A 19,770-nucleotide genomic window follows, 5' to 3' on the forward strand; every position below is an offset into this window, starting at 1 on the left:
CCGAGCCGGACCGATGCGAGCTCATGACGACTCTCCCCACGGGCCGCAGGGTGATCCCTTCGGTCCGTCCTGACGATCGAGCCCGGCCTCAACCTCGGCGTCGTGCCCGATCCGCTGGCGCGCCCGCATCGGATGCGGCCCGGCGGCCGGGGCCTGCGTCCCGCCGTACACACAAGCCGCGGGCACGTGCGAATGTCTCGGCCGCCTTTCCTCAGGTGCAGAGACTCGAAATCGTTTCACAGGCGATCGGCCGGCCGGTCCCATGTGGGGCCGGCCGGCCTGGAGATCGGGTCGCCGATCTACCAATGATGCGCTACGTCGATGATCAGACGCGTGCCGCCACCATCTCGCGGCAGTGTGAAGACACGGAACGGCAGGCGCGCCCGCACACCCACGCCGATGGTGAACTGGCCCTCGAACCAGCCCGCCCCGGCGACCTGCCGGAATGTGGTGTATCCGGAGACGTTGGCCATCTCGGGCGAATCCTTGGGTCCGGGAGGGCCATCAGCCGCCACGAAGATCCGGAGCTTGGCGCCGCCCCGTAGCGGAACAAGGTGTCCCGAACCGTCCCGGTACACCTGATCCACGTACTCGATCATGTAGCCGTTGTCGATTGTCCCTGCGGCCTCAAGCACGAGCCGGTCATAGCAGGTTTCGCGGCCGGTTCGCAGGCTCTCGTATGCTCCCTCCAGGGGACGTGAGCCCTTCGGGGACGACCCCCAGTTCGTCGAACAGCCAGCGGCGGACATGGACACGCCGGGCACACCGGCGAGGGTGGCCGTCATACCAAGAACCAGCAACCCACCGAACAGTCTGCGCATTTGAAACTCCTTTCACAAAATTCTGTTCTCCTTTTCTCTAGGTAGGACGCGATACGGTGAGGAATAGTTGGCCGTCCGACATGAAACGCGTGGCCGACTGTGGCCGCCGATTTAGGTATTTCGCGGCCGATTTCCTCCTGGGTCAGGCGGGTTTTGTGTAGTCCGTGCGAGCGAGTGATTTCGGTGTATGTGTCTCTAGAGGGCGTCTGAAATGGATCAGGGCGGGCGGCCGGTGAGGCGGTGGAGCAGGATCATGCTCATCGCCAGGTAGATGACGTTCTCCGAGCTTCGCCTGGCCGGGCAAGTACCGGCGCCTATGGAGCCGCCTTTGCAGCAGCTCGGCGGGGCTCTCCTCGTCAGGCCCCACGCTCGCGGCCGGGCGGGTAGGTGAGGAAGTTGATCAGCAGGGCGATGGCCCTGTTGTAGCCGCGCAGGGTGTTGGGCGAGGCGTTCTCGGGCGGCCGCCGCCGTCCTGAAATGGTCCGTTGGACGGGCTGGTCGGGTGACCCTCCGAACAGGCTCATTTGCGGTACGTTCGGGGAACCCCGCGCGAACCCCTCAGCCGCCCGTGCCGCCGGAGGAACGATGTCCGTGCTCTCCCAGCTCCTCACCGCCGTCGCCGACGGCTCGGTCGAGATCGTCGACCTCACCGCCCCCCTGTCGGAGCGGACCCCGATCCTCCAGCTCCCCGAACCGTTCGCCAACACGGTCCCGTTCTCCCTTCGCGAGATCAGCCGCTACGACGATCGCGGGCCCGCCTGGTACTGGAACGACATCACCACGGGCGAGCACGTCGGCACCCACTTCGACGCGCCCGTCCACTGGGCCACCGGACGCGGCGGGGAGGACGTCTCCCAGGTCGCGCCCGCCCGCCTCGTCGCTCCGGCCGTGGTGCTGGACGCGTCCGGCAGCGCCGCCGCCGACCCCGACTTCCTGCTGGAGATCGACCACGTCCGCGAGTGGGAGAAGGGCCACGGCCCGCTCCCCGAGGGCGGCTGGCTGCTCTACCGGACGGGCTGGGACGCGCGCTCCGGCGACCAGGAGACGTTCCTTAACGCCGACGCCACCGGTTCGCACACGCCCGGGATCTCCGCCGAGTGCGCCCGCTGGCTCGCCGAGGAGACGCCCCTCATCGGGCTCGGCGTGGAGACGGTCGGCACCGACGCGGGCGCCGCCCACGGGTTCGATCCGCCGTTCCCCTGCCACTCCTACTTCCTCGGGGCGGGCAAGTACGGCCTCACCCAGCTGCGCAACCTCGCCCGGCTCCCGGCGCGCGGCGCGGTCCTGCTCGCCTCGCCGCTGCCCATCGTGGGCGGCTCGGGCAGCCCGGCCCGCGTCCTGGCGCTGGTGGAGCGATGAACGTCGCGCAGGCCGTCGGGCAGGCGCTCGCGCGGCTCGGCGCCGGCACCGTCTTCGGGGTGGTCGGCAGCGGCAACTTCCACGTGACCAACGCGCTCACCGCGAGCGGCGCCCGGTTCGTCGCCGCCCGGCACGAGGGCGGCGCCGCGACGATGGCCGACGCCTACGCGCGGGTGAGCGGCGGCCTCGGCGTGCTGTCGGTGCACCAGGGCCCCGGCCTCACCAACGCGCTGACCGGCATCGCCGAGGCCGCCAAGAGCCGCACGCCGCTGCTCGTCCTGGCGGGCGAGGTGGCCGCCGCCGAGGTCCGCTCCAACTTCCGCGTCGACCAGGCCGCGCTCGCCACGGCCGTCGGCGCCGTCCCCGAGCGCGTCCACTCCCCGCAGACCGCGCTCGCCGACGTCACCCGCGCCTGCCGCACCGCGGTCGCCGAGCGGCGCACGGTGCTCCTCGGCCTGCCCCTGGACGTCCAGGGCGCCGAGTACCCCGGCCCGGCCTCGCTCGAACGCCCGCCCGCCGGGCCCGCGGGGCTCCCGGCCGGGTATCGGCCGCGGCGGGCGCAGGTGCCGCAGCTGCCCGTCCCGCCCGCGGGCGCGATCGCCCGGCTGGCCGACGCGCTCCAAGGGGCCGAGCGGCCGGTGTTCATCGCCGGGCGCGGCGCGCGGCTGTCGGGCGCCGCGCGGGAGCTCGCGGAGCTGGCCGCGCGGTGCGGCGCGCTGCCCGCGACCTCCGCCGTCGCGCGCGGGCTGTTCGCGGGCGACCCGTTCGGCCTCGACGTCAGCGGCGGCTTCGCCACGCCCGCCGCCGCCGAGCTGATCCGCGGCGCGGACCTGGTCGTCGGCTGGGGCTGCTCGCTGAACGCCTGGACGACCCGGCACGGCACCCTCGTCGGCCGCAGCGCGACGGTCGTGCAGGTCGACCTGGACGCCCAGGCCCTCGGCGCGCACCGCCCCGTCGACCTCGGGCTGATCGGCGACGTCGCCGAGACCGCGCGGGCCGTCCACGCCGAGCTGGAGGCGCGCGGGCACTCCGCCACCGGGTACCGGACGCGGGAGGTCGCCGCGCGGCTCGCCCGCGAGGGCCGCTGGCAGGACGTCCCCTACGAGGAGCACCCCGCCGACAAGGCCGACGCCGACGGCCCGCGCGTCGACCCGCGGACCCTGACGATCGCGCTGGACGGCCTGCTTCCCCGCGAGCGGACCGTCGCCGTCGACTCCGGCAACTTCATGGGCTATCCCGCGATGTTCCTGGACGTCCCCGACACCGACGGCCTGGTGTTCACCCAGGCGTTCCAGTCGATCGGGCTGGGCCTGGCCACCGCCATCGGCGCCGCCTTCGCCCGGCCCGACCGGCTCACCGTCGCCGCCCTCGGCGACGGCGGCGCGCTGATGTCGGTCGCGGAGCTGGAGACCGCCGTCCGGCTCGGGCTCGGCCTGCTCGTGGTCGTCTACGACGACGAGGCGTACGGTGCGGAGGTGCACCACTTCGGCCCCGGCGGCCATCCGCTGGACGCGGTCACGTTCCCGCCCGCCGACCTGGCCGCGATCGGCCGGGGCTTCGGCTGCGCCGCCGCGACCGTCCGGCGCCCGGAGGACCTCGCGGCGGTGACCGACTGGCTGGACGGTCCGCGCGACCGTCCGATGGTCGTGGACGCCAAGGTCACGCGGAACCGGCCCTCGTGGTGGCTGGAGGAGGCGTTCCGCGGTCACTGAGCCGCCGCATGGAGACCTTCCGGGCGGGGAATGATCGTGGACGTGATCATCTTGTGGCGCGCGTCACAGGTCCCGAGGAGGAGAGATGACGGCACGACCGAGGGTCCCCGAGCTCGCCCGGGAGATGTCCGCCGAGTTCGCCGGGACGATGATCCTCATCCTCTTCGGGGCGGGGGTGGTCGCCCAGGTCGCCGCCGGGGGCATCGGGGACCACGACAGCATCGCCTGGGCCTGGGGCATCGGCGTCACGCTGGGCGTGTACGTGTCGGCGCGGATCAGCGGCGGGCACATCAACCCCGCCGTGACGTTCGCGCTCGCGGTCTTCCAGGGATTCCCCTGGCGCAAGGTCGGCCCGTTCTGGCTCGCCCAGACGGCCGGGGCCTTCGTCGCCGCGCTGCTCGTCCGGTGGAACTACAGCGAGGTGCTGGCCAAGGCCGACCCCGGCCACACCATCAAGACCCAGGGCGTGTTCTCCACCCTTCCCGGCAACGGCACGCTGCCCGTCAGCACGTGGGGCGCGCTGCGCGACCAGATCATCGGCACCGCGATCCTGCTGTTCATCGTGCTGGCCCTCACCGACCTGCGCAACTCGCCCCCGCTGGCCAACCTCACGCCCGTCGTGCTCGGCCTGCTGGTCGTCGCGATCGGGATGGCGTGGGGCACCGACGCCGGATACGCCATCAACCCGGCCCGCGACTTCGGGCCGCGCCTCGCGCAATTCATCACCGGCTACGGGGGAGCGTGGCGGGACCAGAACGGCGATTTCTACTTCTGGGTGCCCATCGTGGGGCCGCTGGCCGGCGGCGTGATCGGGGCCGGCCTCTACCTCCTGCTCATCGGCCGCAACATCCCCGAGCCGGAGGACCCCGAGGCCGCGGGCGGCGGGCGCAAGCCCGAGTACGACGTTTCGTGACGGGGCCGGTCCCCGTCCCTCCAGCAGAAAGGGAGAGCCGCATGGCCGACTTCGTCGGAGCGCTCGACCAGGGCACCACCAGCACCCGCTTCATGATCTTCGATCACGGCGGCAACGAGATCGCGCGGCACCAGCTCGAACACCAGCAGATCCTGCCGCAGGCGGGGTGGGTCGAGCACAACCCGACCGAGATCTGGGAACGCACCCGCGCGGTCATCCAGACCACCCTGAACAAGGCCAATCTGGCCCATTCCGATCTGGCCGCGTTCGGCATCACCAACCAGCGCGAGACGACCGTGGTGTGGAACCGGCGCACGGGCCGCCCGTACTACAACGCGATCGTCTGGCAGGACACCCGCACCGACCGCATCGCCTCCGCCCTCGAACGCGACGGCAGGGGCGAGACGATCCGGCACCGCGCGGGACTGCCGCCCGCCACCTACTTCTCCGGCGGCAAGATCCAGTGGATCCTGGAGAACGTCGACGGGGTCCGCGAGGCCGCCGAGAGCGGCGACGCCGTCTTCGGGAACATCGACACCTGGGTGCTGTGGAACCTCACCGGCGGCACCGACGGCGGTGTGCACGTCACCGACCCCACCAACGCCAGCCGCACCATGCTGATGGACCTGGAGACCCTCGACTGGGACGACCAGCTCCTGTCGTTCTTCGGCATCCCGCGCCGGATGCTGCCGCAGATCAAGCCGTCCTCGGCGCCCGACCCGTACGGGACGACCCGCGCGGACGTGCTGGGCGGCGAGGTCCCGCTGTCGGGCATCCTCGGCGACCAGCAGGCCGCGACGGTGGGGCAGGTGTGCTTCGCTCCCGGCGAGGCCAAGAACACCTACGGCACCGGCAACTTCCTGCTCCTCAACACCGGCGAGGAACTCGTCCGCTCCAAGGCGGGGATGCTCACGACCGTCTGCTACAAGTTCGGCGACCAGCCGACGGTGTACGCGCTGGAGGGGTCGATCGCGGTGACGGGGTCGGCGGTGCAATGGCTGCGCGACCAGCTGGGCATCATCTCCGGCGCCTCCCAGAGCGAGGACCTGGCCCGCCAGGTCGACGACAACGGCGGCGTCTACTTCGTCCCCGCCTTCTCCGGCCTGTTCGCCCCCTACTGGCGCTCGGACGCCCGCGGCGCCATCGTCGGCCTCTCCCGCTTCAACACCAACGCCCACCTGGCCCGCGCCACCCTGGAATCGATCTGCTACCAGTCCCGCGACGTCGTGGAGGCCATGCGCGAGGACTCCGGCGTCGCCCTGGACGTCCTCAAGGTCGACGGCGGCGTCACCGCCAACGAACTGTGCATGCAGATGCAGGCCGACATCCTCGGCGTCCCGGTCTCGCGCCCCGTCGTCGCCGAGACCACCGCCCTGGGCGCCGCCTACGCCGCCGGCCTGGCCGTCGGCTTCTGGACCACCACCGACGAACTCCGCCAGAACTGGAACGAAGACAAACGCTGGCACCCCACCTGGACCGACGACCAACGCCACCACGGCTACGCCGACTGGAAAAAGGCCGTGGAGCGGACATATGGATGGGTGGACGTCGATTAGAACGCGCCACTGAATCCGCCCCGTGCCGGGCTTCTTCTCCGGCGGCCGGTGATGATCTAGCATCCGGCTGGACACCGTCGTCCAGGCCGCGCGCCGCGCGCCGGCCCGCCCGAGAGGAACCCCATGACCAGACGACTCGCAGGAGCCGCCCTCGCCGTCGCGGCGGGCGCCGCGGTGCTCGCCGCCGCCGGGGCCGGAGCGGCGCAGGCCGCGCAGGCCGCGCAGCACGGGCCGGCCGCGCAGGCCGGTCAGGCGGGCCACGGGGGCCGCGGGGAGGTCGACTTCACGGGCATCGTCGCGCTCAGCAACTGCTCGGGTTCCCTGGTGCGCGGGCCGCGCTCGCGCGACACCGACGCCGCCCTGGTGCTGACGAACGGCCACTGCCTGGAGTCGGGGATGCCGAAGGCGGGGCAGGTCATCGTGGACCAGCCGTCCACCCGCGCGTTCAAGCTCCTCGACCCGACCGGGCAGAAGGAGCTGGGCTCGCTCCAGGCGACCAAGGTCGAGTACGCCACGATGACCGACACCGACGTGACCGTCTACCGGCTGAGCAGCACCTACGCCGACATCAAGAAGAAGTACGGCGCCCCGGCGCTGCGGCTGTCGACGGCCAGGCCGCACGACGGCACCGAGATCCGCGTCGTGTCCGGCTACTGGAAGAAGATCTACGGCTGCAAGACGGAGGCGACCGTCCACCGCCTGCGCGAGGGCGAGTGGACGTGGAAGGACTCCATCCGCTACGCGCCCGAGTGCCAGACGATCCACGGCACGTCCGGCTCGCCGATCATCGACGTCCGGACGCGCCACGTGGTCGGCGTGAACAACACCGGCAACGACGACGGCGAGCGCTGCACGCTCAACAACCCGTGCGAGGTCGACCGCGACGGCAACGTCACCGTCCGGCACGGCATCCACTACGGCCAGCAGACCTACCTGCTCGCCCGCTGCCTCGGCAAGGGCAACGACGTGGTGCTGGGCAAGTCCTGCGCCCTGCCGAAGCCCGCCGCGACCCCCAAGGGCTGATCGCGCGATCGACGCATCGACGGGTCGCCATGGGGAACGGGTCGCCCATGGACCTGGAGGTGATCGCATCGCTGGAGCGCCTGGCCGAGCTGCTGGACGCCCGGTCGCCGCTGTTCGTGCGCTGGTCGGCCGGGCCGGAGGCGGACGAGTCCCGCCCGTACAGCGTCGACGGGCTGACCGGCGCCCGCTTGCCGGGACTGTCGGCCAGCCCGCTGGAGGTCGAGCCGTGGTGGGGCGACCGCCCCACCGTCCTGTGGGTGGCGCGGCGCCTTCATGACTACTCCCATCTGAAGGACGCGCGCGCCGAGGGCGCGAGGCCGTGGGTCCTGGAGGGCGAGGAGGCGGGCCGCGGGCCGGACAACGAGCCGCTCGTGGCCCGCCCTCGGCCCGTCGCCCTCATCGACAAGCGGGTGCTCGACGAGGCCGCGGCCGTGCTGGACGACGTCAAGCGCGGCGGGTGGGGCCCGCTGGACCGGGAGCAAACCGACGCACGAGGGGGAGCACGATGAGCACGGTCAACGTGACCGTCCCGATCGCCGGGGTCGTGACGTTCCACCGGCTGGACGACACCACCACCCGCGTCACGGCCCGGATGGAGATCGCCCCGGACGGCCTCGCCGAGAAGGCCGGCGACCGGCTCGGCGCCCTGAACCGCCGCGTCAAGGGCGACCTCCAGCGCTTCAAGAAATTCATTGAGGGCCGGGGCGTCCAGACCGGCGGCCGGCGCGGCAAGGTGGACCGTCCGGGCCCATGACGGCCGTGGGCACGGTCGATAAGCTGGCGCGATGCCTGATGCGGCGGCCGGTCGTCCCGTTGATCCCGATGTGGACCTGGGCGCCCCGCAGCAGCGCTTCGAGCTGCGGCGCGCGCCCTGGGCCGTACTGGCCGCCGTCTCGGCGGGCGGTGTCCTCGGCGCCCTCGCGCGCTACGGGCTGATCAGCGCGTTCCCCTACGCGCCGGGGGAGTTCCCCTGGGCGGTCTTCTGGATCAACGTGTCGGGCTGCCTGCTGATCGGGGCCCTGATGGTGCTGGTCACCGAGGTCCGGCGGGCGCACCGGCTCGTCCGGCCGTTCCTCGGGACCGGGGTGCTCGGCGGATTCACCACGTTCTCCACCTACGTCGTGGACATCCAGAAGGCGCTGGAGGACGGGTCCGCGCGGGTGGGCCTCGCCTACCTCGCCGCGACGATCACCGCTGCGCTGGCCGCCGTGTTCACGGGCGCGCGGCTGGCCCGGCTGGCGGCCCGCGCCGGACGCGGGGAGGGCGCGTGACCGTCCTGCTGGTCGCGCTGGGCGCCGCCCTGGGCGCCCCGCTGCGCTACCTCACCGACCGCGCGGTGCAGGCCCGGCACGGCTCGGCGTTCCCCTGGGGGACGTTCACCGTCAACGTCACCGGATCGGCGCTGCTGGGCTTCCTGGCGGCTCTCCCGGCCGGCGGCGGCGCGATGGCGTTCGCCGGGACGGGCCTGTGCGGCGCGCTGACCACCTACTCCACCTTCGGCTACGAGACCCTCCGCCTCGCCGAGGACGGCGCGCGCCTTCACGCGGTGCTCAACGCCGCCGCGAGCATCGGCGCGGGCCTCGGCGCCGCCTACTGCGGCATGGCGCTCGCCGGGGCCCTGCCTGCCTGAGAGGCAGGGCCCGGCGCCGGAAAGCATGGTGCGGCCCAGGCTCGTAGCCCTGAGCACGGGGGCTCTGAGCTCGCGAGTGGGCCGCCCCGTGACTCTGCCCATGTGGGCGAATCGGTAAACCGGTAGGTGCCTGCACTGTCGCCTTAGGGGTGAGGAAAGCCCTCAGTGCCATGTCCGGCCCCGCGCGCCCCCATGGGCCGGCCAAACCGGCGGGCATGGGACGTCCCGGAGCACATGGGGCGGGCGGTCCTGGGTAGCAGGCGTGAAGGCGGCGAGCGGAGGGGCGTGAATGCGGGTCTTGGTGGCCGGCTGGCCGAGCTTCCTGCACGGCGAGGCCACGGCGGGCGACGTCCTGGCGATGGAGGCCGTGCGGCGGGCGCTGGCGGGGGAGGGGATCGGCTGCGACCTCGCCTGGAGCCCGGTGTTCCGCCCGGACGGGCTGGACCTCGACCGGGCCGACCCGGACGACTACACGCACCTGGTGTTCGCGTGCGGCCCGCTGCACGGCGGGCAGGTCGAGGACCTGCACCGGCGCTTCGCGGGCTGCCGCCGGGTCGCGGTCGGCGTGTCGGTGATCGATCCGGACGACCCCGCGGTCACCGGGTTCGACGCCGTCCTCGCGAGGGACACCCCCGCCGCGGTGCCCCGCCACGACCTGTCGGCGCTGCCCGAGACCCCGTCCGTCCCGGTCGTGGGGATCGTCCTGGCGCCGGGCCAGGACGAGTACGGCGCGCGGGGGCGGCACGGGCAGATCGAGGGCGAGCTGACGGAGTGGCTGTCCGGCCGCGAGTGCGCGCGGCTGCCCCTCGACACCCGGCTCGACCCGCGCGACTGGCGGCTGTTCACCACGGCGGCGGAGCTGGAGTCGGCCCTGCGGCGGCTCGACCTGGTCGTGACGACCCGCCTGCACGGGCTCGTGCTGGCGCTGAAGAACGGCGTGCCCGCGCTGGCGGTGGACCCCGTGGGCGGCGGCGCGAAGGTCACCGCGCAGGCACGGGCCTGGTCGTGGCCCGCCGTCGTGACCACGTCCGAGCGCGACGAGCCGCCCTATCTCGACACCGCGGAGCTGGACCGGTGGTGGCGGTGGGGCCTGTCGGCCGAGGCCGCCGGGAGCGCCCCCGGCCCGCTCCGGTCCGAGGCCCTGATGGAGGAGTTCCTGGACGTCCTCGGCGCACGTTAGGGACGTCCCAAACCGGGGAGGCTCCGCAGTTCCGGACCACTGAGGAAGGAGCGTCCGATCATGAGGCACGAGGAGTTCATCGGCCAGGTCCAGAACCGGGCCCGCCTGCCCGGCTGGGGCGACGCCGAACGGGCGTCCCGCGCGACGCTGGAGACGCTGGGGGAGCGGATCCCCGAGGGCCTCGCCGACAACCTCGCGGCGCAGCTGCCGCACGAGATCGGGGAGCACCTGCGCCGCACCGAGGTCTACGGCGGCGCGGGGAGCGGCGAGCGGTTCGACCGGCACGGGTTCGTCGAGCGGGTCGCGATCCGCTCCGGCACCGACGAGCCGCGGGCCGCGTTCCTGGCGCGGGTCGTGCTGGAGGTGGTGGACGACGCCACCCGGGGCTCGGTGACCAGGAAGGTGGGCGACAGCCTGCCGGCCGACATCCGCGCCCTACTCCCGGTGGGCCACACCGGCTGACCCTTCAGCAAGCCCAACCCCGCACACCGCCGCGTCGACGGCCCCGCACCCGGGGTCATCGACGCGGCACCACCCGCCGCCCCGTCACTCGCGGGGCCTGGCATTCGTGGGTGCTGGCCCTTGCGGGCCCCGCTACTCGCGGGCCTTGGCGGTCGCGCGGCGGTTGGCCTTCTCGATGGCCTTGACGAGCTCGTCCTTGGTCATCTTGGAGCGGCCCTCGATGCCGAGTCTCTTGGCGACCTCGTACAGGTGCTTCTTGCTCGCGTTCGCGTCGACGCCCTCAGCCGTCTTGCTGGGACGGGTCCGCGACCGCGGGGTGTCCTTGGCGGCCTGCTTGTCCGAGGGGCCTTTGCGCCCGCCGGCCTTGCGGAGCCAGCGGTCGCCGACCTTCTCGAACTTGTGCTTGAGCGCGCTGAACGCGGTGCGGTGCGCGCGCTCGCCCTCGCCGTACTCATCGACCGCCGAGTCGTGGGCCTTGACCCACGTATCCTGCGCCTCGTCCGGTGAGCGGCGGAGCGTCGAGGGCATGTCCTCGCGGCCCGGCATGTCCGTCTCCTCTCCCTTTGCGGGTAGGTAACCCGTGAACGTCCTGTCGCTTTACCCGATGGGTGCGGGGCCAATCGGCGCCGGTCAGGCCGGGCGGGCGACCAGCAGCTCGCGCGTGAACCACTCGATCGTGCTCCGCAGGCCCTCCTCGACCGTGATCCGCGGGCTCCAGCCGAGGACCTCGCGGGCCAGGGCCGTGTCGGGGCGCCGGACGCGCGGGTCGTCCTGCGGACGGTCGATGTACCGGATCCGGGACGCCGAGCCCGTCAGGTCGACGATCGTCCGGGCGAGGTCGGCCATGGAGACCTCGTACGGGCTGCCGATGTTGACGGGCCCCGGATGGTCGGACATGGCGAGCGCGATGACGCCCCGGACGGTGTCGTCCACATGGCAGATCGAGCGGGTCTGCGTGCCGTCGCCGGTCACGGTGAGGTCCTCGCCGGTGAGCGCCTGCCGCAGGAAGGTCGGGATGGCGCGTCCGTCGTCGGGGCGCATCCGCGGGCCGTAGGTGTTGAAGATCCGCACGATCGCGGTGTCGAGGCCCCGCGAGTGCCGGAACGCCGACGTGAGCGCCTCGCCGAACCGCTTGGCCTCGTCGTACACGCTGCGCGGCCCCACCGGGTTCACGTTGCCCCAGTACGTCTCAGGCTGCGGGTGCACCAGCGGGTCGCCGTACACCTCGGAGGTGGAGGCCAGGACGAACCGCGCGCCCTTGCTCTCGGCGAGGTCCAGCGCGTGGCGGGTGCCCTGGCTGCCCACCTCCAGCGTCTGGATCGGCAACCGCATGTAGTCGGCGGGGGACGCCGCCGAGGCCAGGTGGAACACGTAGCCGACGTCGCCGGGGACGTGCACCGGCTCGGTCAGGTCGCGTCTGAGGAACCGGAAGTCCCCCCGCTCGCCCAGGTGGGCGATGTTGCGGGACGTCCCGGTCAGCAGGTTGTCCAGGCACACCACCGAGATCCCCCGGGCGAGCAGGGCCTCGCACAGGTGCGAGCCGACGAAGCCCGATCCGCCGGTCACCACGGCGCGCGGATGTCTCATCATGTTCCCCTAACAGGTTGGGTGCAGTGCCTTGCCCGCGGCCTCCACGGCCTGGTCCGCGGAGATCTCCAGCAGGCCCGGATGGGGCTCGCGGCCCCGGGGGTCCCCGCGCCGCCCCGCCCACAGGACGCGGTGCTCGGCCCGGTCGGGCGGCCCCCACTGCGCGGGCGGCGTCGGGCCGAACAGCAGCACCGACGGCGTCCGGAACGCGGTGGCCAGGTGCGCGACGCCGGTGTCGCCGCAGACCACGAGGCGGGCGGCCGCGACCAGCGAGGCCAGCTGCGGCAGGCGGGTGCGGCCCGACAGGTCGGCGCGCCCCTCCAGCCCGGCGAGCTCCACGACGCGGCGCGCGATGGGCGCCTCGCCGGGGCCGCCGGTGACGACCACTCGCTCGCCGCCGTCCCGCAGGGCCGCCGCCACGGCCGCGAACCGCTCGGCGGGCCAGCGGCGCGCCGGGAACGCCGCGCCCGGATGGACGACGACGGCGCCGGGGGCCGGGGAGGCGGTCGCCGGTACCGCCAGGTCCAGGTCGTCCGGGTCGGCGTCGAACCCGTACGCCGACACCAGCCGGCACCAGCGGCGCACCTCGTGCTCGTCGGGGTCCCAGTCGGGGCCGTCGGTGTGCAGCGCGCCGGTGTGGGCGAAGGCCAGGAGCCGGCCGGGCGGCAGCGCCGCGAGGAGCCGGTGGCTCTGCGGGCCCCGGCCGTGCAGGTTGACCGCCTCGTCCACCGGCCCGAAGGGCGGCAGCGGGTCCAGGCCGCCGGCGGGGAGGAGGTCGTCGACCGCGCCGGTGGCGCGGGCCAGCGGCCCGAGCGCGGCGGGCGCGGCGAGCGTCACCCGCGCGCCGGGCATCCCGCGCCGGATCGCCCGCAGCGCGGGGACGGCGGTCAGCAGGTCGCCCAGCCCGAGTGCCCGCAGCACCAGGACCCGGAGGGCCGTCGAGCAGGCCGTCATGGCCACGACGGCTCCTCGGCGGGGCAGACGACCATCTCCCGCACCTCGCACCCGGCGGGCTGGGAGAGCGCGAACGCGACGGCCGCCGCCACGTCCTGCGGCCGGTTCAGCTTGGCGTCCGGGCCCGGCTTGTACTGCTCGGTGCGGTCGTCGAAGAACGCGGTGTCCATGCCGCCGGGCACGAGCATCGTGACGCCGATCCTGCCCGCCAGCTCGGCGGCCAGGGCCCGGCTGAACCCGACCACCCCGAACTTGGACGCGCAGTACGCCGTGGCGTCGCTGAGCGCCCGCAGCCCCAGCGTGGACGCGACGGTGACGATCCGCCCGTTCGGCGCGTGCTCCAGGTAGGGCAGCGCGGCGCGGACGACGGCGGCGGTGCCGAGCAGGTTCACCTGCACGACCCGCTCCCAGTCCTCCGCGGGCACGTCGCACAGGGTGCCGCACGCGTCGATGCCGGCGGCGGTGACGACCGCGTCCAGTCCGCCCGCGGCACGGGCCAGGCCGTGGACGGCGCGCTCCGCGCACCTGCGGTCGGCCAGGTCCGCCAGCATGTGCTGGTGGTCCTCCTTCGGCGGATGCCGGTCCAGGACGAGCGGGCGGCCCCCGTCGTCCGCGATCCTGCGCGCGACGGCCGCGCCGAGCCCGGAGGCACCACCGGTGATGAGGACGTTCATGACGCGTGTCCCTTCGTCGTCGACAGCAGGCGCGTGGTCGAGCGCCCTTCCAGCAGGGGCAGCAGGACGACCTCGCCGTTGTGGGCCCGGACCGTCTCGGCCTCGGGCAGCGCGGTCCCCGCGTAGTCGGCGCCCTTGACCCAGACGTCGGGGCGCAGCCGCTCCAGCAGCGGCGCCGGGGTGTCGTCGTCGAACACCACCGCGGCGTCGACGTCGCTGAGCGCTTCCAGCACCCGGACGCGGTCGGCGGCGTGCGTCACCGGGCGGGTCGGCCCCTTGCGGCGCCGCACCGAGGCGTCGGAGTTCACGCACACGATCAGGCAGTCGCCGAGCCGCCGCGCGTGCTGCAGTAGGCTGACGTGCCCGGCGTGCAGCAGGTCGAAGCAGCCGCCGGTCGCCACGACCGTCCCGCCCGCGCGCCGCGTCCGCTCGGCGACGTCGAAGGCGTCCTCGTCCCGCTCGGGGACGAGCCGGGCGGTGCCGGTCTCGGCGAGCTGCGCGGCGACCGCCCCCGCGGCCCCCGCCCGGACGAACTCCGAGGCGCGGCGCACGCCCTCGCTGACGGCGGCGGTCAGCGACCCGCCGCCCGCGAGCACGTCCACGGCCCCGGCGGCGAAGCTGTCGCCCGCCCCGCAGGAGTCGCCCCGGGCGGGCTCGGCGGGCGCCAGGAACGGCGCCTCCGACCCGTCGCACAGCAGCGCGCCCTCCGCGCCGAGCGTGATCGCGACGCCCTCCAGGTCCCACATCCGGCCGAGGCGGCGGCCGCGCCGCCCGGCCGCCGACAGCCCGAAGCCGCTGATCTCGGCGCCGTCGGCGGCGGCGAGGCGGGCGGCCTCCTCCTCGTTCGGGGTGAGCAGCCGGACGCCGCGCACGGGCGGCTCGCCCCGGGGGTGCGGGTCCCACACCACCGGGACGCCGGCGGGCAGCTCGCCCAGCAGCGACCGCACCGCGCGGTGCCGGGTGACGCCCCGGCCGTAGTCGGAGACCAGCACCGCGCCCGCCCCGGCGATGGCGTCGGCGACGCGGGGGCCGACGGGCCCGTCGAGCGCCTGCCCCTCCCCGGCGTCCAGGCGTGCCACCGACTGCCCGCCGGACCGGATGCGCAGCTTGCAGGGCGTCCCGCCGTGCAGGTGGAACGCGGCGACCTCCATGTGCGGTTCGAGCATCGCGCGGAGCCGCCGCCCGGGCTCGTCGTCGGCGAGCGCGGTGACGAGCACGACCTCGCGGCCCTCGGCCGCCGCCAGCAGCGCCGCCAGGCCCGCCCCGCCCGGCCGGGGCCGCTCCTCGGCCTGCTCGACGACCGGGACCGGCGCGTCCGGGCAGAGCCGGCTGCTGGTCCCCACGATGTCGATGTCGAGCAGGACGTCGCCCACGACCACCAGTGGCGCGGTCATCCCCTCACCCCCAGCGCCTCGTCGACCACCCCGCACAGCAGGTGGATCGCGGCGAGATGGATCTCCTGGACGGTCGCGGCGGCCGCCGCGTCCACGGCGATCGCCTCGTCGCACGCCTCGGTGAGCGGGTTGGGCCCCGGGCCGGTGACGGCCCACGCGGTCAGCCCTGCCCGCCGGGCCCGGTGCGCCGCCGCGATCACGTTGGGGCTGCGCCCGCTGGTCGACAGGCAGACGAGCACGTCGCCGGGACGGCCGTGCGCCTGCACCTGGCGGGCGAACACGTTGACCGGCCCGTAGTCGTTGCCGATCGCGGTCACCGCGGAGGTGTCGCCGTGCAGCGGGATCGCCGACAGCGGCCGGCGCTCGTCCTCGAACCGGCCGGTCAGCTCGGCGGTCAGGTGCTGCGCCTCGGCGGCGCTGCCCCCGTTGCCGCACGCCAGCAGCCGCCCACCCGTGCCGAGGACGCGCGCGAGGCGCCGCCCCCACGCGGTGACCGTGGGGACGTGCTCGCGGAACCGCAATGCGGCCTCCGCCAGCGCCTCCAGCCGCTCGTCCTGCGCGGCGGTCGTCCTGTCGTGCGCGGTGGTCGTCATGCCGCCACCTCGCAGAGGGCGGAGGCGCGCTGGTAGACGCCGACCGTCTCGGCGGCCACGCGCGACCAGGCGTAGCGGGTCCGCGCCCGGTCGGCGCCCGCGAAACCCATCGCGGCGCGCCCGGCGGGATCCCCCAGCAGCCCGCCGATCGCCCCGGCCGCCGCGAGCGGGTCCCGCGGCGGGACGTGGACGCCGGTGACGCCGTGCACGACGGTGTCCAGGTGCCCGCCGACGCCGCTGGCCACGACGGGCACGCCGCAGGCCATGGCCTCCAGCGGCACCATGCCGAACGGCTCGTACCAGGGCAGCGTGACGACCAGGCTCGCGGACCGCAGCACCGGGGCGACCTCGTCGCGGCCGAGCCGCCCGAGGAACTCCACGCGCCCGGCGACGCCCGCGTCCCGCGCCACCCGGCGCAGCCTGCGCACCTCGGGGTCGCCGTCCAGGCCGGCCCTCGGCGGCCCGCCCGCCACCGCCAGCTCGGTGTTCGGCAGGTGCGCGAGCGCCTGGACGGCGGTGTCGACGCCCTTGCGCTCCACGAGCCGCGACAGCACCACCAGCCGGTGCGCGGACCGGCCGTCCGCGGTGTGGCCCGCGAGCGTGAACAGGTCCAGGTCCACCCCGCACGGCACCACCGAGACGCGGTCGAGCGGCACGCCCATCGCGGCCAGCTCGGCGGTCTCGTCGGAGCACGTCGCGATGACGGCGTCGGCGCCGCGCCCGATGGCGCGTTCCAGCCGGATCCGGGAGGCCGGGCTCGTGTCCTTGTCGCCCTGGTGGCGGCGCTTGACGGTGCCGAGCGCGTGGTAGGTCTGCACCACCGGCACGCGCCGTCCCGGCCGCGGCTCGGCGGCCTGGACGGCGGCGAGCCCGCTCATCCAGAAGTGGGCGTGCGCCACGTCGGGCGGGTCGGCGGCCCAGCGCCGCTCCAGATAGCGCCCGAAGTCGTCCATCCAGGGCAGCAGGTCGTCCTTGGCGACGTGCGCGGCCGGTCCGGCCGGGACGTGCTCGACGGTCACGCCGGGCGCGAGGCGCACCCGGTCCGGCAGGGCCGGGGCGTCGCGGCGGGTGTAGACGGTCACGCCGTGGCCCTGCCGGCCGAGCTCGGTGGCCAGCTCCGCGACGAACACGTTCTGCCCGCCGCCGTCGGCCCCGCCGAGCCCGCCCTTGGCGGCCAGCGGGCTCGCGTGCTCGGAGATCATGGCTATCTTCATCGCGCTACCTCCCTGAGTGTTCGCTGCCAGTCGCGCAGGAACCGCGGCAGCCCGTATCGGTCGACGGCGTAGGCCCGCGCCTCCTTGCCCATCTGGCGTGCGCGCGGCGGGTCGGCGGCCAGGGTCCGCGCCGCGTCCGCCAGGGTGGCGACGCGCGTGGACAGCACCCCGGCCTCCGGCGGCACCGCCTCGACGGCCTCGGTGGTGGCGAGCGCCACGACCGGCAGGCCGAGCATCATGGCCTCGATGAGGGCGAGGCCGAGCGAGGTCCACCGGTAGGGGTGGACGTAGACGCGGCGGCGGGCGAGCTCCTCGTGCATCCTCGCCTGCGGCAGGTCCTCGAAGGTCCACAGCGACTCCGGCGGGATGCCGAGCCGCCCGGGGACGCCCGCGACGTTCATGCCGAAAAGGTCGAGGGGGACGGCGCGGGCCAGCTCGGCCAGCAGGTCGGTGCCGGCGACGCGGCCCCGGCGCAGGGGGTCGTTGATGACCACGCCCGCGCGCGGCATGTCGGCGGTGTAGCGGTAGCCGGGGTCCACCACGCCGTGCTCGATGACCGTGACCGGGGCGCGGCCGCAGTTCCAGAACAGGTGGTTGAAGTGCGTGACGTGCACGACGGGGATGTCGGAGCGGTCGTGCAGGAGATGGCGGCTGTCGGGGACGACCTCTTCGGGGAGCCCGACGTCGGAGGGCGTCCGGCGGGGGGTGTCGTGCTCGACGTAGACGGCGGGCACGTCGCGGCCCGGACGGCGGCCGAGCCACTGCTCGGCCAGCCGCAGCTCGCGGGGTCGCTGCAGGACGACGACGTCGACGTCCTCGTCCCGCAGCCGGTCGTAGGGCACCTCGACGGCCCGGTCCGGCCAGGTGAACGTGTCGGGCCGCCCCCTGCCGTCCGGGCCGCGGTCGGGTGTGACGGGCACCAGCGTGGTGTGCGGGCCGTGGACGAACGACGTCGCCCACGAGCCGTGCACGTGCCAGAGCAGGACCCTCATCCGGTGGACACCTCCTCAACGGACGCCACGACCTCCACGGCCGCGGCGACTTGGCCCGCGTCGACCGACGACAGGCAGGGATGCCCGTCGACGGGGCACTCGCGGGCCCGGCTGTCCTTGCAGGGCGCCTGCTGGTCGCCGAGCAGCGCCAAGGGAACCCCGAAGGGGGCCCACCGCGCCGCCGGGACCGTCGGCGCGAACAGCGACACGACCGGAGTGCCCACGGCCGCGGCGAGATGGGCGGGGCCGGTGTTGCCGGCCACCACCGCGCGCGCGCCTCGCAGGACGGACGCCAGCTCGGGCAGCGTCGTGCGCCCGCCCAGGTCCAGGCCATCCTCTCCGGCGACGAGCGCGGTGAGCTCCTTCTCGTCCCCGTGGCCGGTGACGACCACGCGGTGGCCCGCCGCGTCCAGCAGGCGCACGGCCTCGGCGCAGTGGTGCGGGGGCCAGGCGCGCGCGGGCACGGACGTCCCGGGATGCACCACGATGTAGCCGGACCCGCCGGTCAGATGGTCGGTGTCGGGCAGCGGCTCCCGCACGCGCAGCCGCGTGTCGGCCGGGGCCGGGAACCCCGCGTCCTCGACGAGCGCGAGCATCCGCAGCGGCTCGGGCACGTCCCCCTCGGGACGGTGCCGCAGGTCGAGCAGGGAACCGGGGTAGTCCTCGCTGATCCCCCCGATCCACGGCGTCCCGGCGAGGCGCAGCAGGAGCGCCAGCGGGAGCGGCGACTGGTGGAACGAGGTCAGGATCAGCGCCCGGTCGAACCCCTTGAGCATCCCGGTGAACCGCCGGATGTCGGCGTCCTCCACGGGACCGGGCTCGGGGTCGATCCAGGGCGCGCACCACTCGATCACCTCGTCCACGCCGGGCAGCAGGTCGGCGGCGGCCCGCCCGCGCGGCCCGCACAGCAGCACGACCTCCTCGGCGCGCCCGGCCACCGCCCGCACGGCGGGACCGGCGAGCAGCACGTCGCCGATGTTGTCCTGGCGGACGACGAGGACCCTCATCGCGGCCCCCTTCCGCCGAGGACCAGATCGACGGCGGCCTCCAGCGTCGGCGCCGTCTCCCGCGCCCGCGCGATCTCCACCGGCCGCGTGCGCCCGGTCGGCACGAGGATGCCGCGGGCCCCGGCCGCCAGTGCGGCCTCGATGTCGCCGCCGATGTCGCCGATGACGGCGCAGTCGGACGGCAGCGCCCCCAGCCGCCGCGCGGCCCGCTCGATCATCCCGGGACGCGGCTTGCGGCACTCGCACCCGTCGCCCCCGTCGTGCGGGCAGAACTCCCACACGTCGATCCGCCCGAGCAGCTCCTCCACCCGCGCGTTGACGCGCCGGACGTCGCCCGCCGTGATGCGGCCCTTGGCCACCCCCGACTGGTTGGACACCACCCCGATCCGCACGCCGTGGTGCCGCAGCCGGTCCAGTGCCTGCCGGGCCCCCGGCATCGGCTCCACCCGCTCCGGGTCCCCGTTGTACGGGACGTCCCGGATGAGCGTGTCGTCCCGGTCGAACAGCACGACCCGCGGCCCGCACCAGGCCCGCGCCCGCCGGTGCGCGACCAGCCCGCGCACCCGGTGCCGGACGGCTGCGGGCGGGATGACGACGCTGGTCACCAGCATCCTCACCACCTCCCCGCCCGTCCGCGGCCCCGCCAGGATCCGGCGGCTCGCGAACCGCGCGGTGAGCACCGCCCACACACCCCCCGAG

General features: G+C 74.4%; 23 protein-coding genes. 11 read left to right on the forward strand and 12 right to left on the reverse strand.

What is annotated here, in order from left to right; genetic code table 11:
- Positions 1-299 precede the first annotated feature (299 nt).
- A complete protein-coding gene (locus E1298_RS15825; protein ID WP_131893855.1) occupies positions 300-821 on the reverse strand; it encodes an AMIN-like domain-containing (lipo)protein in 522 nt (173 codons plus the stop codon).
- A gap of 356 nt (positions 822-1,177) precedes the next feature.
- Positions 1,178-1,345 carry a hypothetical protein gene (locus E1298_RS48120; protein WP_165975480.1) on the reverse strand — a complete coding sequence of 56 codons (168 nt, stop codon included), beginning with the start codon at positions 1,343-1,345 and terminating at the stop codon, positions 1,178-1,180.
- Between the two features lie 61 nt (positions 1,346-1,406).
- Between E1298_RS48120 and E1298_RS15830 the strand changes: the two genes are divergently transcribed.
- The 11 genes from E1298_RS15830 (at position 1,407) to E1298_RS15880 (ending at position 10,656) form a co-directional block, all read left to right on the forward strand.
- Entirely contained in the window at positions 1,407-2,180 is a 774-nt protein-coding gene (locus E1298_RS15830) for a cyclase family protein (RefSeq protein ID WP_131893857.1), read from the forward strand.
- Positions 2,177-3,892, forward strand: a complete 1,716-nt coding sequence (locus tag E1298_RS15835; protein ID WP_131893859.1) for a thiamine pyrophosphate-binding protein — start codon at positions 2,177-2,179, stop codon at positions 3,890-3,892. The genes E1298_RS15830 and E1298_RS15835 overlap by 4 nt, the downstream gene beginning before the upstream one ends.
- Positions 3,893-3,977: 85 nt before the next feature.
- Entirely contained in the window at positions 3,978-4,805 is an 828-nt protein-coding gene (locus E1298_RS15840; protein WP_131893861.1) for an MIP/aquaporin family protein, read from the forward strand.
- A 41-nt stretch (positions 4,806-4,846) separates the two neighbouring features.
- Entirely contained in the window at positions 4,847-6,361 is a 1,515-nt protein-coding gene (gene glpK / locus E1298_RS15845) for a glycerol kinase GlpK (RefSeq protein WP_131893863.1), read from the forward strand.
- A gap of 123 nt (positions 6,362-6,484) precedes the next feature.
- Entirely contained in the window at positions 6,485-7,384 is a 900-nt protein-coding gene (locus tag E1298_RS15850) for a S1 family peptidase (RefSeq protein ID WP_131893865.1), read from the forward strand.
- A 47-nt stretch (positions 7,385-7,431) separates the two neighbouring features.
- The gene (locus tag E1298_RS15855) at positions 7,432-7,893 is read left to right on the forward strand and encodes a DUF6098 family protein (RefSeq protein ID WP_207944647.1); all 462 of its coding nucleotides are present in this window, start codon (positions 7,432-7,434) and stop codon (positions 7,891-7,893) included.
- Positions 7,890-8,138 carry an SRPBCC family protein gene (locus E1298_RS15860; protein ID WP_207944648.1) on the forward strand — a complete coding sequence of 83 codons (249 nt, stop codon included), beginning with the start codon at positions 7,890-7,892 and terminating at the stop codon, positions 8,136-8,138. Before E1298_RS15855 ends, E1298_RS15860 begins: the two co-directional genes overlap by 4 nt.
- Before the next feature lie 31 nt (positions 8,139-8,169).
- A complete protein-coding gene (locus E1298_RS15865; RefSeq protein ID WP_131893869.1) occupies positions 8,170-8,655 on the forward strand; it encodes a fluoride efflux transporter FluC in 486 nt (161 codons plus the stop codon).
- Positions 8,652-9,014 (forward strand): fluoride efflux transporter FluC, encoded by a 363-nt coding sequence (locus tag E1298_RS15870; RefSeq protein ID WP_131893871.1) that lies wholly within the window; start codon positions 8,652-8,654, stop codon positions 9,012-9,014. Before E1298_RS15865 ends, E1298_RS15870 begins: the two co-directional genes overlap by 4 nt.
- A gap of 289 nt (positions 9,015-9,303) precedes the next feature.
- The gene (locus tag E1298_RS15875) at positions 9,304-10,194 is read left to right on the forward strand and encodes a polysaccharide pyruvyl transferase family protein (RefSeq protein ID WP_131893873.1); all 891 of its coding nucleotides are present in this window, start codon (positions 9,304-9,306) and stop codon (positions 10,192-10,194) included.
- A gap of 60 nt (positions 10,195-10,254) precedes the next feature.
- Entirely contained in the window at positions 10,255-10,656 is a 402-nt protein-coding gene (locus E1298_RS15880; RefSeq protein ID WP_131893875.1) for a DUF2267 domain-containing protein, read from the forward strand.
- Positions 10,657-10,788: 132 nt separating this feature from the next.
- On the opposite strand, the gene E1298_RS15885 is transcribed toward E1298_RS15880, so the two are convergent.
- From E1298_RS15885 to E1298_RS15930, 10 genes are all read right to left on the reverse strand, one after another.
- Complete coding sequence (locus E1298_RS15885; protein ID WP_131893877.1) at positions 10,789-11,202, reverse strand: ChaB family protein; 414 nt, start codon at positions 11,200-11,202, stop codon at positions 10,789-10,791.
- 84 nt (positions 11,203-11,286) lie between these two features.
- Positions 11,287-12,243 carry a UDP-glucuronic acid decarboxylase family protein gene (locus E1298_RS15890; protein WP_207944651.1) on the reverse strand — a complete coding sequence of 319 codons (957 nt, stop codon included), beginning with the start codon at positions 12,241-12,243 and terminating at the stop codon, positions 11,287-11,289.
- A gap of 9 nt (positions 12,244-12,252) precedes the next feature.
- Positions 12,253-13,197, reverse strand: a complete 945-nt coding sequence (locus tag E1298_RS15895; protein ID WP_131893897.1) for a glycosyltransferase family 9 protein — start codon at positions 13,195-13,197, stop codon at positions 12,253-12,255.
- Complete coding sequence (locus E1298_RS15900; protein ID WP_131893881.1) at positions 13,194-13,871, reverse strand: SDR family oxidoreductase; 678 nt, start codon at positions 13,869-13,871, stop codon at positions 13,194-13,196. Before E1298_RS15900 ends, E1298_RS15895 begins: the two co-directional genes overlap by 4 nt.
- On the reverse strand, positions 13,868-15,265 hold the full coding sequence (locus E1298_RS15905; protein WP_131893883.1) for a PfkB family carbohydrate kinase: 1,398 nt from the start codon (positions 15,263-15,265) through the stop codon (positions 13,868-13,870). Before E1298_RS15905 ends, E1298_RS15900 begins: the two co-directional genes overlap by 4 nt.
- Positions 15,262-15,858, reverse strand: a complete 597-nt coding sequence (locus tag E1298_RS15910; protein WP_131893885.1) for a D-sedoheptulose-7-phosphate isomerase — start codon at positions 15,856-15,858, stop codon at positions 15,262-15,264. The genes E1298_RS15905 and E1298_RS15910 overlap by 4 nt, the downstream gene beginning before the upstream one ends.
- Positions 15,855-17,072, reverse strand: coding sequence for a glycosyltransferase (locus E1298_RS15915; protein ID WP_131893887.1), 1,218 nt, complete (start codon positions 17,070-17,072; stop codon positions 15,855-15,857). Before E1298_RS15915 ends, E1298_RS15910 begins: the two co-directional genes overlap by 4 nt.
- Positions 17,069-18,064, reverse strand: coding sequence for a glycosyltransferase family 4 protein (locus E1298_RS15920; protein WP_131893889.1), 996 nt, complete (start codon positions 18,062-18,064; stop codon positions 17,069-17,071). The genes E1298_RS15915 and E1298_RS15920 overlap by 4 nt, the downstream gene beginning before the upstream one ends.
- The gene (locus E1298_RS15925; protein WP_131893891.1) at positions 18,061-19,071 is read right to left on the reverse strand and encodes a glycosyltransferase family 9 protein; all 1,011 of its coding nucleotides are present in this window, start codon (positions 19,069-19,071) and stop codon (positions 18,061-18,063) included. Before E1298_RS15925 ends, E1298_RS15920 begins: the two co-directional genes overlap by 4 nt.
- Positions 19,068-19,770, reverse strand: a 703-nt coding sequence (locus tag E1298_RS15930; RefSeq protein WP_131893893.1) for a D-glycero-alpha-D-manno-heptose-1,7-bisphosphate 7-phosphatase, incomplete at its 5' end; no start/stop codon positions are given. The genes E1298_RS15925 and E1298_RS15930, both read right to left, overlap by 4 nt.

Origin of the sequence: Actinomadura rubrisoli (assembly GCF_004349215.1) — a bacterium.
Lineage (GTDB): Bacteria > Actinomycetota > Actinomycetes > Streptosporangiales > Streptosporangiaceae > Spirillospora > Spirillospora rubrisoli.